This is a genomic window from Psychroflexus aestuariivivens (assembly GCF_004010055.1).
Classification (GTDB): Bacteria; Bacteroidota; Bacteroidia; order Flavobacteriales; family Flavobacteriaceae; genus Psychroflexus; species Psychroflexus aestuariivivens.
The window spans coordinates 57,368-74,157 of sequence record NZ_RQVT01000024.1 but is presented as its reverse complement, the minus strand read 5'-3'; the positions used below and the strand labels follow the sequence as shown (position 1 = coordinate 74,157).

Annotated in this window: 17 protein-coding genes; 13 read left to right on the top strand and 4 right to left on the bottom strand. The window is 34.3% G+C overall.

The features are described 5' to 3' along the window. Nucleotides 1–3: 3 nt before the first annotated feature. A complete protein-coding gene (rpsU, locus tag EIG86_RS05310) occupies nucleotides 4–198 on the top strand; it encodes a 30S ribosomal protein S21 (protein WP_127845122.1) in 195 nt (64 codons plus the stop codon). Nucleotides 199–256: 58 nt separating this feature from the next. Here rpsU and EIG86_RS05305 read toward each other — a convergent pair whose 3' ends face one another. Next, nucleotides 257–1,051: a DUF2797 domain-containing protein gene (locus tag EIG86_RS05305; protein WP_127845121.1), complete on the bottom strand. Its 795-nt coding sequence runs from the start codon at nucleotides 1,049–1,051 to the stop codon at nucleotides 257–259. Nucleotides 1,052–1,126: 75 nt separating this feature from the next. On the opposite strand from EIG86_RS05305, the gene EIG86_RS05300 reads away from it, so the two are divergent. From EIG86_RS05300 to EIG86_RS05290, 3 genes are read left to right on the top strand one after another with little or no spacing between them, the layout of a single operon-like run. Next, complete coding sequence (locus EIG86_RS05300) at nucleotides 1,127–2,644, top strand: GH3 auxin-responsive promoter family protein (RefSeq protein WP_127845120.1); 1,518 nt, start codon at nucleotides 1,127–1,129, stop codon at nucleotides 2,642–2,644. Nucleotides 2,645–2,672: 28 nt separating this feature from the next. Further along, complete coding sequence (locus tag EIG86_RS05295; protein ID WP_127845119.1) at nucleotides 2,673–2,885, top strand: hypothetical protein; 213 nt, start codon at nucleotides 2,673–2,675, stop codon at nucleotides 2,883–2,885. After that, nucleotides 2,875–3,420 carry a Smr/MutS family protein gene (locus EIG86_RS05290; protein WP_127845118.1) on the top strand — a complete coding sequence of 182 codons (546 nt, stop codon included), beginning with the start codon at nucleotides 2,875–2,877 and terminating at the stop codon, nucleotides 3,418–3,420. The genes EIG86_RS05295 and EIG86_RS05290 overlap by 11 nt, the downstream gene beginning before the upstream one ends. A 122-nt stretch (nucleotides 3,421–3,542) precedes the next feature. Here EIG86_RS05290 and EIG86_RS05285 read toward each other — a convergent pair whose 3' ends face one another. Then, nucleotides 3,543–4,445, bottom strand: a complete 903-nt coding sequence (locus tag EIG86_RS05285) for a T9SS type A sorting domain-containing protein (RefSeq protein ID WP_127845117.1) — start codon at nucleotides 4,443–4,445, stop codon at nucleotides 3,543–3,545. Nucleotides 4,446–4,711: 266 nt separating this feature from the next. On the opposite strand from EIG86_RS05285, the gene EIG86_RS05280 reads away from it, so the two are divergent. Then, nucleotides 4,712–5,644, top strand: coding sequence for a peptidylprolyl isomerase (locus EIG86_RS05280; protein ID WP_127845116.1), 933 nt, complete (start codon nucleotides 4,712–4,714; stop codon nucleotides 5,642–5,644). Nucleotides 5,645–5,833: 189 nt separating this feature from the next. Here EIG86_RS05280 and EIG86_RS05275 read toward each other — a convergent pair whose 3' ends face one another. After that, on the bottom strand, nucleotides 5,834–7,273 hold the full coding sequence (locus tag EIG86_RS05275; RefSeq protein ID WP_127845115.1) for an L-serine ammonia-lyase: 1,440 nt from the start codon (nucleotides 7,271–7,273) through the stop codon (nucleotides 5,834–5,836). A 186-nt stretch (nucleotides 7,274–7,459) separates the two neighbouring features. On the opposite strand from EIG86_RS05275, the gene dnaK reads away from it, so the two are divergent. Then, the gene (gene dnaK / locus EIG86_RS05270; protein ID WP_127845114.1) at nucleotides 7,460–9,373 is read left to right on the top strand and encodes a molecular chaperone DnaK; all 1,914 of its coding nucleotides are present in this window, start codon (nucleotides 7,460–7,462) and stop codon (nucleotides 9,371–9,373) included. Between the two features lie 56 nt (nucleotides 9,374–9,429). On the opposite strand, the gene EIG86_RS05265 is transcribed toward dnaK, so the two are convergent. Beyond that, nucleotides 9,430–10,647: an Nramp family divalent metal transporter gene (locus EIG86_RS05265; RefSeq protein WP_240032182.1), complete on the bottom strand. Its 1,218-nt coding sequence runs from the start codon at nucleotides 10,645–10,647 to the stop codon at nucleotides 9,430–9,432. Between the two features lie 152 nt (nucleotides 10,648–10,799). Here EIG86_RS05265 and pyrR point away from each other — a divergent pair, with 152 nt between their 5' ends. The 7 genes from pyrR to ppk1 are packed head-to-tail and all read left to right on the top strand — an operon-like array spanning nucleotide 10,800 to nucleotide 16,789. After that, nucleotides 10,800–11,339, top strand: coding sequence for a bifunctional pyr operon transcriptional regulator/uracil phosphoribosyltransferase PyrR (gene pyrR / locus EIG86_RS05260; protein WP_127845179.1), 540 nt, complete (start codon nucleotides 10,800–10,802; stop codon nucleotides 11,337–11,339). 8 nt (nucleotides 11,340–11,347) lie between these two features. Further along, nucleotides 11,348–12,286, top strand: coding sequence for an aspartate carbamoyltransferase catalytic subunit (locus EIG86_RS05255; protein ID WP_127845112.1), 939 nt, complete (start codon nucleotides 11,348–11,350; stop codon nucleotides 12,284–12,286). Further along, on the top strand, nucleotides 12,276–12,608 hold the full coding sequence (locus EIG86_RS05250; RefSeq protein WP_127845111.1) for a ribonuclease Z: 333 nt from the start codon (nucleotides 12,276–12,278) through the stop codon (nucleotides 12,606–12,608). The genes EIG86_RS05255 and EIG86_RS05250 overlap by 11 nt, the downstream gene beginning before the upstream one ends. A 5-nt stretch (nucleotides 12,609–12,613) precedes the next feature. After that, nucleotides 12,614–13,522 (top strand): ribonuclease Z, encoded by a 909-nt coding sequence (locus EIG86_RS05245; protein ID WP_127845178.1) that lies wholly within the window; start codon nucleotides 12,614–12,616, stop codon nucleotides 13,520–13,522. Nucleotides 13,523–13,579: 57 nt separating this feature from the next. Then, nucleotides 13,580–14,227, top strand: coding sequence for a pyridoxamine 5'-phosphate oxidase (gene pdxH / locus EIG86_RS05240; protein ID WP_127845110.1), 648 nt, complete (start codon nucleotides 13,580–13,582; stop codon nucleotides 14,225–14,227). Between the two features lies 1 nt (nucleotide 14,228). Further along, entirely contained in the window at nucleotides 14,229–14,717 is a 489-nt protein-coding gene (locus EIG86_RS05235) for a SixA phosphatase family protein (RefSeq protein ID WP_127845109.1), read from the top strand. Further along, the gene (ppk1, locus tag EIG86_RS05230) at nucleotides 14,714–16,789 is read left to right on the top strand and encodes a polyphosphate kinase 1 (RefSeq protein ID WP_127845108.1); all 2,076 of its coding nucleotides are present in this window, start codon (nucleotides 14,714–14,716) and stop codon (nucleotides 16,787–16,789) included. Before EIG86_RS05235 ends, ppk1 begins: the two co-directional genes overlap by 4 nt. The last annotated feature ends 1 nt before the right edge of the window (nucleotide 16,790 follow it).

Below are 16,790 nucleotides of genomic sequence, written 5' to 3'. Positions count from 1 at the left end.
TATATGTTAGTAGTTAAAGTAAAAGATGGTGAAAAAATTGAAAGAGCTTTAAAGCGTCTTAAAAGAAAATTCAGAGACACAAAAGTTCTTCAAACACTTCGTGATAAAAAACAATTCACGAAAAAATCTGTTGAAAAAAGACAAAACCTTAAAAAAGCACAATACATCCAGTCTCTTAGAGAGAAAGATAATTTGTAGTTTTTTCTAAAATAAATTTAAAATAACCCTATCATTTATTTGATAGGGTATTTTTGTTTTACTTCACCTCAAAGTCAATTACTAAACCTTCGCTGTTTCTGATATTGAAAACCACACCGTTTTCAAAAATCAAATATTGACCTTTGATGCCTTTCAGTTTGCCTTTGAAATTATTATTCTTTTCCAAATTCAAACTTTTCAGTTTTGTCGGATATTCCAAAACTGGAAAATTAATATGAATTTCTTCGCTTTCATCCAAAAAATAAGGCTTGGCTTCATCGGGAATAAATTCTTTTAAAACATCTCGTGTTTCTGCTAGGTTTTTATCTTCAATTTCGTTTTTCAACATCGTTCGCCAGTTGGTTTTGTCGGCAATATGTTCTTTCAGCGCCACTTCAGTAATACCAGCCAAATAGCGATTGGGTGCTTCCAGAATGGCAATGGCCTCATGTGCGCCTTGGTCGATCCATCGGGTAGGAATTTGCGTTTTTCTGGTCACACCAACTTTCACGTTGCTAGAATTGGCCAAATACACCACATGGGGTTGCATTTGCACTTTTTTCTCATATACTAAATCACGATCTTCCTCGTCCAAATGCGCTTTACTCAATTCTGGATGCATAATCCATTCGCCAGCATTTGGAATGCTTTGGAAACAATCGTAACAAAAACCTTGTCTAAATATTTTTTTGTTTTTACTGCAATTTAAACACTGGTATTCAACGAAGTAAAACGCCAACTCTTTGTCTAGAAATTGGTTCATATGAATAATGTCATTTTCGAAATCCAAAAAATAATCGACTTCTTCATTATTCTCTGTTTTCATTTTCTTTAAAACGCCTCTATATTGCATTTTTTATTAAGTTTGATGAGTTAAAATATTGTTTGAATTTTTAATTTAGATTCAAAGTTTAAATATAATCGATTTATGCCAATTCCTATTGTCAATTCTATAGCTTCTTGGATTTTGAAAAAAAGAATTCATCATATGGAACTTTTTCAAAAATACCCGAGTGAAGTTCAAAATGAACTGCTTTTAGATTTGATTTATAAAGCAAAAAACACCGAATTTGGTAAACAATTTCAATTTTGTGAAATTAAAGATTATCAAACTTTCGCAGACCGCATTCCTGTTCAAACTTATGAAGATTTTGAAGCTACTTTTGAACGTTGCCGACAAGGTGAATCCAATATCATTTGGCCAACACCAATCAAAATGTTTGCAAAATCTAGCGGCACAACCAGTGCCAAAAGTAAATTTATTCCCGTAAGTCAAGAATCTTTAGAAGACTGTCATTACGCGGCTAGCAAGGATTTGCTTTGTATGTATCTCAACAATAATTGCAACTCTAGATTGTTTACAGGGAAAAGTTTGCGACTAGGAGGAAGCAAAGAAATCTACCAAAACAAAGGCACTTCTTACGGCGATTTGTCTGCGTTGTTGATTTACAATATGCCTTTTTGGGCTAGTTTCAGTAGCACACCAAGCAATGAAGTATCTTTGATGAGCGACTGGGAAACAAAAATGCAAGCTATTGTTGATGAAACGATTAAAGAGCGAGTCACCAGTTTGGCTGGCGTGCCTTCATGGATGCTCGTTCTGCTCAATGATGTTTTGAAAACAACCGGAAAGTCTAATATCAGTGAAGTTTGGCCTGATTTGGAGGTTTATTTTCATGGCGGCGTGAGTTTTGAACCTTATAGAAACCAATATCAAAATATTATAAATAATCCGAGAATGAAGTATTATGAAATTTATAATGCTTCTGAAGGATTTTTTGCCGCACAAGATGCCAATTCTACCGATGGATTGTTGCTAATGTTGGATTACGGTATTTTTTATGAATTTATTCCCATGTCAACTTATGGCACACCAAGAGAAAAAATTATTCCCTTGTCTGAAGTTGAAATAGGTGAAAATTATGCGCTTGTCATTACCACGAACGCTGGTTTGTGGCGTTACAAAATTGGCGATACCATCAGATTTACATCTTTAAGTCCATATAAAATTCGTGTCACAGGACGGACAAAACACCACATCAATGTTTTTGGTGAAGAATTGATTATTGAAAATGCTGAAGAAGCCATCAAAAAAACCACTCAAGAATTGAATTGCGAAGTGATGGAATATACCGCAGCGCCAATTTACATGGTTGGCAAAGAAAAAGGAGCGCACGAATGGATTATAGAATTCAAAACACCACCTGAAAGCTTGTCACAGTTTCAAAAAACATTAGATTTCAACCTTCAGAAAGTCAATAGCGATTATGAAGCCAAACGCTACAATAATATGACATTGAACTTGTTAAAAATCCACCAAGCCAAACCCAGATTGTTTCAAACATGGCTCAAACAAAATAACAAACTCGGCGGTCAACACAAAATTCCACGTTTGTCCAACAATAGAGAACATCTAGAAGAATTGCTAGTCTTAAACCAAAATTGATTTTACCTTTGTAGAAATTTTAAAATTCATGATTAACACTAAAAGACAAGCCATTTATACCGCATTCATCATTGTTGGTGCAGCTTTAATCATATATGATTTAACGGGTGAAAGCGAAAATGTATATTTCAAAATTGGCGGCTTAGTGATTTTGATGATTGGACTCTACAACTCTACAAAACAGTGGGCAAGCGATAATAATAAAGACAACGATCAAGACGAATCCGAAGATGGGCAATAAAAATTTTCATATCGGTGACCGCGTTGAACTTTTGGACGACAATATGTCGGGTCGAGTGATTACTGTAGATCAAGATGAAATTACTTTTACAACTGAAGATGGTTTCGATATGACCTTTCCTGCTCATCTTTTGGTCAAAATTGAAAATGAAATTGATGTTGATTTAGCCGATGATGCTTTACAGCAAAAAATCCAATCTGATTTAAAATTAAAATCAAAACGACCTTCGCAAAAAGCAGTACGTGATGTTCCAGCGATGGAAGTTGACCTGCACATTCATCATTTGCTAGACAAAACTGCAAATTTATCCAATTTTGAAATGCTCAATATTCAGTTGGATCACAGTCGTCGGAAAATTGAATTTGCCATTGAAAAACGTATCAAAAAAATAGTCTTTATTCATGGCGTTGGTCAAGGCGTCCTCAAGGCTGAATTGGAAACCTTATTCAGACGCTACGATCAAATTGAATTTTATGATGCCGATTATCAAAAATATGGTTTAGGCGCGACGGAAATTTATATTTATCATAATTGAGAATTACTGAAAACCAGTAATGGAATAGCAAGCCTTGAATAAACACAAAGAAATTTTAGCGAATAAAAAAAGCTTCTGAAGTCTTCACCCCAAAAGCCTTTTTCAACCTAAATTAATAATTTTTAATGTTTTAAAATTTTAAAAGTTTCTGAAACATCCTCAGATTTTACTTTTACAAAATAAACGCCTTGGTCTAAACTTTCTATGTTGATTTGATTGTTAACTTTAGAAAATGTTTTGACCAACTGACCTTTTATATTAAAGACTTCAACTTTGTCTAAATTAATTTGTCTTGGATTCTCAAAATTCAACTCACGTTGTACCGGATTGGGGTAAACGGAGATGGAATTTGAATTTTCAAAATCTTCAGTATTTAGGTTGCAAATTGAGGAAAAACTATAGGTTGTTACAAAATCATTGACAGTTATTGTCCAAGTATTGTAAGGTGCTTCGTTATTGCTTGCCGCATTAGGGTCGTTGACTTGAATACAAACTTCATTCGTCCAGTTTGTGTCATCGTCGTTTGTAATTGGTTCAGCTGGTCTTGGGTAACCTTCATGATACAAGTCTAAAACCAAATTTTCATAATCATAATTCGGATTATCTAATTTTAAAGATTGAATGTCGACATGTTTTAAATTGACATATTCCAAATCTTCCAAATTGCTAAAGTCTAAACTTTCAATAAAAAGACCACCACAGTCGCCACAGCCATTTTGGGCGTGTAATTCTTTTAAGTTTAGATTATTGCTCAAAAAATCTTCATCAGATTCTTCTATAGCAATAGTCGCATAATTTAAATTTAATATTTCAAGAGCAGTAAAGTCTTCAATTCCAGTTAAATCGGTAATATGAGTATCAATACTAATTTCTGAAAAATCCAATTCCGTCAAAGTTTCTATATCAGCGGTGAGAACTTGACCGTTTACGGTGCCGTCGCTGTCAATGCCAAGGTCAATCAAGGCTTGTTCAAAATTTTCGTCGGGGATGTTTGTTGTTTGTGAATAGCCAAAATGGAAAAACATGAGGCTTAAAAAAAAAAGAAAGTAAATTTGTTTTCATTGGTTTTGGTTTTAAAATTTCATATAAAATTAAGTATAATATTTATAAATTGGGGGGGTGAATGTTAAATCTTTTATTTTTTCCGTTTATATGTTTGTCGAATTATAGAGATATTATACAATATAAATTCAATTCTGTTTAGTTATAAATTTTTAAAATTCAAGTAAAATCTTACAATTTTTGTATCTAATTTGAATTTAGTTCTAAATTTGCTGAAAAATTTAGATTTATGGAAAACGGTATTTACGCACATTTCAATACCAATAAAGGAAAGATTACAGTTCAATTAACTTTTGAAAAAACACCTGGAACTGTAGGTAACTTTGTCGGTTTGGCAGAAGGCAAAATCGACAATAAAGCCAAACCCAAAGCCGAAGCCTATTATGATGGATTGAAATTTCACCGCGTTATCGAGAATTTTATGATTCAGGGCGGCGACCCTAAAGGTAATGGTACTGGCGGTCCTGGTTATCAATTTGATGATGAATTTCACCCAGATTTGAAACATGATCGACCTGGCGTTTTGTCTATGGCAAATGCTGGTCCTGGAACCAACGGAAGTCAATTTTTCATCACACATAATGAAACACCTTGGTTGGACGGTAAACACACAGTTTTTGGTTTTGTTGTAGAAGGTCAAAATGTCGTTGATGATATTCAACAAGGTGATAAAATTGAAAGTTTAGACATTGAACGTATTGGCGAGAAGGCTGAAAATTTTGATGCAATCTCTGAATTTGAAAATTTTACAAAGTCTAAAGCCGAAAGAGAAGCTCAAAAAAAAGCTGAAGCTACTCAAAAACTTGACGAAATTTCCAAAGGTTTCAAAGAAACTGAAAGCGGTTTGCGCTATCAAATAATCAATGAAGGTGCCGGCGCAAAACCTAAAAAAGGACAAACTGTAAGCGTTCATTATAAAGGAAGTTTAGTAGACGGCACAGTCTTCGACTCTTCTTATTCAAGAAAGCAACCTATAGAATTTAAGCTTGGCGTTGGTCAAGTGATTGAAGGTTGGGATGAAGGTTTGACTTTGCTTAACGAAGGTACAAAAGCTAAATTTGTACTTCCGCCAGAATTGGCCTACGGTGATAGAGCAGTGGCTGGCGTTATTCCTGCAAACTCTATTTTGATTTTTGAATTGGAATTGACGAAAGTCAAGTAATTCTAAAAATATTTTAAAACAAAAAACCTTAAAAATCTGATTTTTCTAAGGTTTTTTTGTTTTAGCAATCACCGTTTTATAATATGAAATTATAAACATGAAGACTTTTTCAGTAAAACTTGTTTTCAAAATAAGTTATAGGCGTTTCTAATATCTATTGTCTGAAAGCGAAGCGATCTTACGTCTTTCTTAGCAATCACTCATATTAACTTCTACAGCCAGTCCACCTTCAGAAGTTTCTTTATATTTAGAATTCATATCTTTTGCGGTTTCCCACATGGTAGAAATAATTTTATCCAAAGGAACTTTGGCTTTTGTGGCATCAGATTCCATAGCGATTTCTGCGGCGTTAATGGCTTTTATGGCACCCATAGCATTTCGTTCTATACAAGGAATTTGTACCAGTCCAGCGATTGGATCGCATGTCATACCGAGATGATGTTCCATGGCAATTTCGCTTGCCATCAAGACTTGCTCTGGCGTGCCGCCCATAACTTCCGTTAGTGCACCAGCAGCCATCGCAGAAGAAACGCCAATTTCTGCTTGGCAACCACCCATAGCTGCCGAAATTGTAGCGCCTTTTTTAAATAAACTGCCAATTTCTCCAGCAACCAACATAAATTGTTTTAAATCTTTAAATGTTGCATTGTGATTTTCAATAACCATATAATACATCATGACGGCAGGAACAGTTCCGGAACTTCCATTGGTTGGTGCAGTAACCACGCGCCCAAGTGAAGCATTGACTTCATTTACTGCAATAGCAAAACAACTGACCCACTGCAGAATTTGTCGAAATTTCACTTCTTTGGTACGAATAGTTTCTAACCATTCTTTAGGATTGTTGTAAGTATTGTGTTTTTCAGCCAGAAGTTTTTCGTTCATTTTGGCAGCTCGACGGTTTACATTTAGTCCACCAGGTAATTCTCCTTCGGTGTGGCAACCAATGTACATTGATTCCAACATAACCTCCCAAATCTTTTCTAAACCTTCATCGATTTCAGCTTCACTTCTTAAGGATTTTTCATTTTCCAGAACGATTTCTGAAATGATTTTTTGTTCAGCTTTACAATGTTTCAAGAGTTCTTTGGCGTTTTCAATTTGAAAAGGAAACTGTGCAAGTTCTTCTTGTTTTTGTTTCGCATTTTCACGATTTTCTTTCACTACAAAACCACCGCCGATAGAATAAAAAGTCGATTCTGTGTGTTCACCATTTTTTAAAGTTGCTTTGTAGGTGATGCCATTGGGATGGAAATCTTTGAATTCTTTTAGAAATTTGACATCCTTTTCAAAATCGAAATCTAAAAGGCGGCTGTTATCAAAATTCAGGTTGCCATCTTTCTTGACGCGATCAATTTCTACATCGATTAAGTTAATATCCATTGTGACAGGATCGTGACCGCAAAGTCCCAAAATGGCAGCGATATCTGTAGCGTGACCTTTCCCGGTTAAAGATAAAGATCCGTATAATTGAATTTCTATTTTTTCAACGTCATCAATAATGCCTTCATCTTTCAGCTCTTCAATCCAACGCTGAGAAGCTCGCCATGGTCCTAAAGTGTGCGAACTTGACGGTCCGACACCGATTTTCAACATATCGAAAACACTAATGCATTCAACTTTTTTCATTATTTAAGTCATTTATTTATCTATTTGCAAATATTCAAGTTTTTTTTCAATCTAAATTCATAATCTTTCAAAATGTAAAGATTTGAAAGAAAATCATAATCTGACACTATGTCATAGACTTTTTGATGGCATAAAGATTGACTTTTGTATAGCGAATTCAAATTAGAAATTACAAAACAAAAAATTATGAGTAAGATTATAGGTATAGATTTAGGAACAACAAATTCTTGCGTTTCTGTAATGGAAGGTAACGAGCCAACTGTTATTTCTAATGCTGAAGGTAAAAGAACAACCCCATCTGTGATTGCTTTTGTAGAAGATGGTGAAATAAAAGTTGGTGACCCTGCAAAACGTCAGGCGGTAACCAATCCAGAAAAAACCATATCGTCTATCAAAAGATTTATGGGGAACAAATATTCTGAATCTACAAGAGAAATAGACAGAGTTCCTTACAAAGTAGTCAAAGGTGAAAACGATACGGCTAGAGTTGATATTGATGGTAGAAAATATACACCACAAGAATTGTCTGCAATGATTCTTCAGAAAATGAAGAAAACTGCTGAAGATTATTTAGGTCAAGATGTCACTGAAGCGGTAATTACAGTTCCTGCATATTTCAACGATTCACAAAGACAAGCGACTAAAGAAGCTGGTGAAATAGCTGGTTTGAAAGTAAGCAGAATTATAAACGAACCAACCGCAGCTGCTTTAGCTTATGGATTGGATAAAAAGGATAAAGATCAAAAAATCGCTGTTTTTGACTTTGGTGGTGGTACGCATGACGTCTCTATTTTAGAACTTGGTGATGGTGTTTTTGAAGTTTTAGCAACAGATGGTGACACACATTTAGGTGGTGATGATGTTGACGAAACTGTCATCGACTGGTTAGCTGAAGAATTCATTAAAGATGAAGACATTGACTTAAGAAAAGATGCAATGGCGCTTCAAAGATTGAAAGAAGCAGCTGAAAAAGCGAAAATCGAATTGTCTTCTTCAAATTCAACAGAAATCAATTTACCTTATGTTACTGCAACGCAAAGCGGACCTAAGCACTTGGTAAGAACATTGTCTCGTTCTAAGTTTGAGCAATTAATTTCAGATTTAGTTAAAAGAACAATTACACCATGCGAAAAAGCACTAAAAGCTGCAGATTTGACTAAAAGCGACATCGATGAGGTGATTTTAGTTGGTGGTTCAACAAGAATTCCAGCAGTACAAAAAGCTGTGGAAGACTTCTTCGGAAGAAAACCAAGTAAAGGTGTAAACCCAGATGAAGTTGTTGCGATTGGTGCAGCTATTCAAGGTGGAGTTTTGACAGGTGATGTCAAAGATGTATTGTTACTAGATGTTACGCCATTGTCTCTTGGTATTGAAACTATGGGCGGTGTAATGACAAAATTAATAGAAGCAAACACGACAATTCCTTCTAAAAAATCGCAAGTCTTTTCAACTGCGCAAGACAATCAACCAAGTGTTGAAATTCACGTCTTACAAGGTGAAAGACCAATGGCGCAAGACAACAAAACTATTGGAAGATTTCACTTAGACGGTATTCCACCAGCAAAACGCGGTGTACCACAAATTGAAGTTACTTTCGATATTGATGCCAACGGAATAATTAAAGTTAGTGCGACAGATAAAGCAACTGGTAAGTCTCAAGACATTAGAATTGAAGCGTCTTCAGGATTGACAGAAGAGGAAATCGAAAAAATGAAGCAAGAAGCTGAAGCGAATGCTGAAGCTGATAAAAAAGCCAAAGAAAAAGTTGACAAACTTAACGAGGCAGATGCGATGATTTTCCAAACTGAAAGTCAATTGAAAGAATATGGCGACAAGATTTCTGATGACAAGAAAAAGCCAATTGAAGATGCTTTAGAAGAATTGAAAAAAGCGCACGAATCTAAAGATATTGAGCAAATTACACCAGCTTTAGACAAATTGAATGAAGCTTGGAAAACAGTTTCTGAAGAAATGTACAAAAATCAAGCTGAAGCGCAAGGTGGTGCTCAGGGCGGTGGCGCTGAATCAGATGATAAACAGAAAAAATCTAGCGAAGATTCAGACGATGTTGAAGATGTAGACTTCGAAGAAGTGAAATAATTCTTCACACATATTTTTCTAAAAAAGCTGTCTCATTAAGTTGAGGCAGCTTTTTTTTATAACATCAATTCGTATATTATATAACCTAAGCCAAAACAAACTAAAAAGAATAAACAGATTTTAGAAAAAATCAGATAACTGCGATTGATTTGAATCGAATTATTTTGAGTTATCAATTTCAAATTGAACCAAGCCAAAACTGGAGAAGCCAAAAATGATAAACCTGCGGCAAAATCAACCAAAACTGTAAACGTACTTTTTAAAAAGTAAAGAATGAATAGTGCTACAATTGGAATAAGGAATATAAAAATATGGTAACTATTGAAGCTTTTTTGAGTTTGATTTTCATTTTGAAACAATTTTGACATCACTCTGGGAAAAGCATCAGTTACGGTTAAAGTTGTACTAAACATGGTCACAAAAGCAATAAAAGCAATCAATATCTTACTCCATTCACCCAAAGTTTGGGCGTACATTTCTATCAATTGTGCAGAAAAAGCAACACTACCAGAAGCAAAACTAACACCGCTACTGTTCATGACCAAAAGTCCCATCAAGAAAAATAACACTCCAAGAAAAGTTGCAGAAATATAGCCGAGATTAAAATCGAAACTGGCTTCTCTAGAATTTGCTTTGAGCTTGGTCTGCTGTGATTTTTCGCCAACCCATAACGAATGCCAAACCGATGCATCTATTGGAATTGGCATCCAGCCCATCAATGCAATTATAAATCCGATTCCGCTGAGCGTCCATAATTCAGAAGATTTATTGAAACTAATTGTAGAAAAATCGACTTGAAATGCTGCGATTATTACAGAAAATAAAGTAGAAATTGTAAGGAGGCTGATGACAATTTTCATCAATAAATCCAATTTTTTATATTTTCCGATAAGCAAAATCAAAATGCAAACAATCAAAAGTAGAACGCTCCAAGTGAAGTTCGACCAACCAAAACCAAATAAATATTCGGCTAAACCTGCGGAAACAATAGTTACAGCTGCCTGAATAATGAACATCGTACAAATTGTAATCGCTGCAAAGGCAATTACATATTTTTGTCCTAATGTTCTGTAACCGTCAATCAAATTTTTTCCCGTGGCCGACGCATATCTCGAACCAAATTCTAAAAACGGATATTTTGTTAAGCAAGCAATTAAAATGGCAAAAATCAAAACAATACCATAATCTGCACCAGCACGTGTGGCTTGAACCAAATGCGAAACACCAATAGCTGCGCCCGCTAATAAAAAACCTGGTCCAATGTGTTTTAGCATTGTTTTCAATAGAAATTCATTTAACTGACAATCTTAAAAATAATTTTTGAAATTCTTATAATTTCATTAGTGAAATCATAAAGTGAAATTACTTTTTAACATTACAGCTTATTTTAATTACTTTTGTGAAAGACAATAAATTTTCAACACCGATGCACCAAAAACTGCTATTGAGCGCCAAAGAAATCAAGATCATCTTGCAGCGCTTGGCTTGTCAGCTCGTCGAAAATCACAAACATTTTGAGAATTCCGTGCTTATAGGTATTCAGCCAAGAGGAAGTTTGCTTTGCGAGCGTTTGCATCAGATTTTAATTGAAGACTATCAACTTCAAAATATAAAAGCTGGAAAACTGGACATTACATTTTATCGAGACGATTTCAGAAGAGGAGACAAAGTTTTGAAAGCCAACGAAACAGAAATTGATTTTATTATAGAAAATAAGCGAGTCATTTTAGTCGATGACGTGTTGTATACCGGACGAAGCATCAGGTCAGCGCTTACTGCTTTACAATCTTTTGGACGTCCTTCAGAAGTAGAGCTACTTACATTAATCGACCGTCGTTTTAGTCGGCATTTGCCAATTCAACCAGATTATAAAGGCCGACAAGTTGATGCGATTAACGATGAATATGTAAAGGTAAATTGGCAGAACAAGGATGGCGAGGATGCTATTTATTTATTGAATAATTGAAGATTTTTATGAAAGAACTTAGCGTTAATAATTTACTCGGGATAAAATATTTGCAACCGGAAGATTTGAATCTCATTTTTGAAACCGCCGATCAGTTTAAAGAAGTCATCAATAGACCGATAAAAAAAGTGCCGAGTTTAAGAGATATTACCATAGCCAATTTGTTTTTTGAAAACAGCACGAGAACACGTTTGTCTTTTGAGTTAGCAGAAAAGAGGTTGAGTGCAGATGTGGTTAACTTTTCTGCAGCATCTTCATCAGTAAATAAGGGTGAAACCTTAATAGACACAGTCAATAATATTTTGGCAATGAAAGTTGATATGGTTGTAATGCGTCACCCCAATCCTGGAGCAGGCGTTTTTCTATCGAAACATATTAACGCAAGTATTATAAATGCAGGCGATGGTGCTCACGAACATCCAACTCAGGCTTTGTTGGATGCCTATTCTATAAGAGAAAAATTTGGGGAAGTGAAAGATAAAAATATTGTTATTATAGGTGATATATTACATTCTCGTGTCGCCTTAAGTAATATTTTTGCATTAAAAAAATTGGGCGCTAAAGTGAAAGTTTGCGGTCCTAACTCATTAATTCCTAAACACATCCAAAGTTTGGGCGTTCAGGTTGAACCTAATTTGAAAAAAGCTTTGGAATGGTGCGATATTGCCAATATGCTTCGCGTTCAACATGAGCGAATGGACAATTCTTATTTTCCTAGCATTCGAGAATATGTACAACAGTACGGATTGAACAAAACTATTTTGGATCAATTGAAAAAACCAATAACAATCATGCATCCTGGACCAATAAATCGTGGAGTAGAAATTACAAGTGATGTAGCAGATTCCGAACATTCCATTATTCTAAATCAAGTTGAAAATGGTGTGGCTGTCAGAATGGCGGTAATTTATCTTTTAGCTTCAAAAATCAAACAATATGAAAACTGAAAAGAAAAAGGATTATATTATTCTTAGAGATGAAAAAAATGATGTTAAAGATTTTGCAGATTTTTTGAATAGTATTTACAAACAATTCAAAGATGAAAATATTGTCGTTGATATTGAAAAATATGGCAATTTGACTTTGGAAGAATTATTATCATTTTTGAAACTTTCCACCAAACATAAAAAAGCTAAAAAGTCTTTTGTAATTGTCAATGACACGATTAATATTGACACTGTTCCTGAAGAATTGAATGTCGTCCCAACATTACAGGAAGCAGAAGATATTATCAAATTAGAGGAGATAGAACGCGATTTAGGTTTTTAGGCATGATGGAACTCACTATTTTAGGTTGTCATTCAGCAACGCCTAGAGCAAATGTACATCCTACTGCCCAAGTTTTGGACATAGATGGGGAACTTATGCTTATCGATTGTGGAGAAGGCACTCAAGTTCAGTTGAGGAGACGAAAAGTAAAGTTTTCACGCATAAGTCATATTTTTATTTCTCATTTGCATGGCGATCATTATTTTGGACTCATTGGTTTAATTTCCACTTTCAGTTTGCTAAATCGTAAAGCAACGCTTCACATTCACGCTCCAGAAGGCATAAAAGAAATTGTTGAAATTCAGTTAAAAGCAAGTAGAGCGTTTACATCTTATCCTTTGGTATTTAATGAGTTAAAATCCAATCAGCCTGAAAAAATATTAGATAATTCGAAACTTACAGTAGAAACTATTCCATTGAAACATCGTGTCTATACCAATGGTTTTTTGTTCAAAGCAAAGCCAGGCGATCGGAAATTACTCATTGATAAAGTACAAAATCTAGAGATTGATAAAGCCTATTACAAAAGCATTAAAAAAGGAAAAGATGTTGTCTTGGAAAACGGTGAAATCATTGAAAATAAAGAAATCACAGAACCGCCAAAAACACCATTGAGTTATGCATTTTGTAGTGACACGATGTTTAAGCCAGATATTGTCCCTCAGATAAAAGACACAACTTTACTTTATCACGAATCAACATTTTTAGAAACTCATGAAGATTTATGTGAAAAAACCAAGCATTCTACAGCAAAACAAGCCGGAATTATTGCGCAGAAAGCAAATGTTAAGCAACTTATTTTAGGGCACTTTTCAGCTAGATACAACGATTTAAAACTTTTTGAAAATGAAGCTAAAGTGGTTTTTGAAAATTCTGTAGCTGCTGAAAGTGGTAAAGTTTTTAGATTTGAATAAATCTAAACTTTTACAAAATCCATTGGGTTAAAAATTTAATTTTTCTAATTTGGCGATATGGAAAACAAATTACACGATTATAGAAAATCTTACGAAAAAGCGAGTCTTATTCGTGAAAATCTCAATGAAAATCCAATTCAACAGTTCAGAACTTGGTTTTATGATGTTGAAAAATCTGGTGGTTTAGATGAAGCCAATGCAATGACAATTTCTACCATTGGCGAGGATGGTTTTACAAAAAACCGCATCGTACTTTTGAAATCTTACGACGAAAACGGATTTGTATTCTATACTAATTATGAAAGTGAAAAGGGTAAAGCTCTATCGAACAATCCAAAAACTTGCCTTTCATTTTTTTGGCCGAACACTGAACGCCAGGTTATTATAAAGGGTGAGGCAGAGAAAGTTCCTGAAAGTGTTTCGGATAATTATTTCGCTTCGAGACCAAAAGGTAGTCAACTCGGTGCCTTAGTTTCTAATCAAAGTAGTGTAATTGAAGGTCGTGAGATTTTGGAGAAAGAACTAAATCTACTCGAAGATAAATACAAAAATAGAGATGTGCCCAGACCCAAAAATTGGGGTGGATTTTTAGTTAGACCGCAAAGTATAGAGTTTTGGCAAGGTCGACCAAATCGACTTCACGACAGATTTAGATTTACCTTAATCAACAACTTAGACTGGAAAATAGAACGATTAGCACCTTGATATGAAACGATTAATTTTAGTTAGACATGGAAAATCATCTTGGGAACATAATGTTGAAGATAAAGAGCGACCTTTGCTGAAACGCGCTTATGATGATGCAAGATTGGTCATCAATTCATTTAAGAATTTTGTTGATTTTGAATTTGAGATTTTTACAAGCTATGCAAATAGAGCCAAATCTTCAGCTGAAATTTTCCAAAACGAACTCAATATTCCTGATAAGAAATTTCATATTAAAAGAGAAATTTACACTTTCGATGTCAACGAACTTAAATCTGAAATCGAAAGATTGCCAAATTCAGTAGATAATGTTATGCTTTTTGGTCATAATCCTGCAATAACAAATTTTGTAAATTTTTTTGGTTCAGAAAATTATGAAAATATTCCAACGACTGGTTTAGTTGTTTTGGAATTCAATTCTTCCTCTTGGAACAACATTCAACCTGGAATAACACGGTTAAATTTGTTCCCAAAAAATCTTAGATTATGATTAAAAATAAGTATAACAATCGTGAAATGAGTTGGTTGCAGTTCAATAGTCGCGTTTTGCAGGAAGCTGCCGATTCTAGTGTCCCGTTATTGGAACGCTTGCGGTTTTTGGGAATCTTTTCTAATAATCTGGATGAATTTTTTAAAGTCCGCTATGCTACTGTCAAACGTATAGATTTGGCAGGAAAATCTGGTAAAAAAGCTTTAGGTGGTTTTAATGCTGGTCGTTTGCTGAAAGAAATTACTCAAATTGTAATAAAAAAACAATCTGAAAGTCTTGAAATTTTAGCTTCAATTCAAGAGGAATTGAAAAATCACGATATTTTTATCATTGATGAAAATCAAGTTAATAGTCAACAAGCTAAATTTTTAAAAGAGTTTTTTCTTCAAAAAGTAAGTCCGGCACTTGTTACAATTATGTTGAACGATTTGGACAAAGTTCCAAATCTAAAAGATTCTAAAGCCTATTTGGCTGTAAAAATGGTTCAGTTGGAAAAAGACCGCTTGACCAATCGATATATTTTGATTGAAATTCCATCTAGCGTTGAGCGTTTTGTAGAAATTCCTTCGGACGATGGGAAAAAATACATCATTTTATTGGATGATTTGATTCGCTTTAACTTAAATGTAATTTTCAATATTTTCGATTATGAAAGCATTTCTGCACACATGATCAAAATTACGCGCGACGCAGAATTGGATTTGGAAGGCGATTTAAGTAAGAGCTACATCGAGAAATTGATGGACAGCGTCAAAGACCGTTTACAGGGAGATCCAGTGCGTTTTGTGTACGATAAAAACATAGAACAAGATACTTTGGATTTCCTTTTGAAAAAAATGGAAATTGACAACACAGATAGTTTAATTCCAGGAGGTAAATATCACAATCGTCGTGATTATATGAATTTTCCAGATTTGGGCGCGAAGCATTTGTTATACGATAAAATCGAACCATTACCTATTCCTGGACTACAAATTCAAGGGAGTTTGCTCGAGAAAATAGCCAGAAAAGATTTTCTTCAATATGTGCCTTACCAAACTTTTTCGTACACAGTAAAATTTCTAAGAGAAGCTGCTTTGGATCCAAAAGTGAAAGCGATTAAAATTACAATCTACCGTTTGGCATCTCTATCTCACATTGCAAGTTCTTTGATTAATGCTGTCAAAAATGGAAAACGTGTTACAGTTTCTATAGAGTTGCAAGCCCGTTTTGATGAAGCTAACAACATCAAATATGCTGAAAAAATGGAACGCGAAGGCGTCAAATTAATTTTTGGTGTCACAGGTTTAAAAGTGCATTCTAAAACTTGTATTATCGAACGTTTGGAAAATCAGAAAATTAAATATTACGGATTTATCAGTACGGGAAATTTCAATGAAAATACGGCGAAAATCTACACCGATTATACTTTATTTACAGCGCATCAGGGAATTCTGAAAGACATCAATAAAGTTTTCGAATTTTTTGAAGTTAACTATAAAATTAAAAATTATAAACACCTTATCGTTTCGCCACACTATTCCAGAGAAGCATTTTCCAATTTAATTGATCATGAAATTGCAAATCATAAAGCTGGAAAAAAATCAGGTATATATTTAAAAATGAATGCTTTATCTGATTATGATATGATTGATAAATTGTATGAAGCCAGTCGAGCAGGAGTCAAAGTAAAACTAATAGTACGTGGAATTAATTGTTTGATTCCAAAAGTACCTGGAATGAGTGAAAATATAGAATCGATAAGTATTGTAGATAAATTTTTGGAACACCCAAGACTTTATATTTTCGAAAATGATTCGCACAACAAGGTTTTTATATCTTCGGCAGATTGGATGACCAGAAATATTGATCATCGTGTTGAGGTAACTTGTCCAATTTATAACCCAGAAATTAAGAAAGAACTGAAAGAAACTTTTGAAATTTGTTGGAAAGACAATGTGAAAGCCCGAGATTTTTCAGCAAAAGATGAAAATACTTATCGTAAAAATGATCAACCTGAATTTAGGAGTCAGTTCGAAACTTATAAATATTACCAAGAAAAATTGAAAAATATTTCAGATAACGCAAAATAAT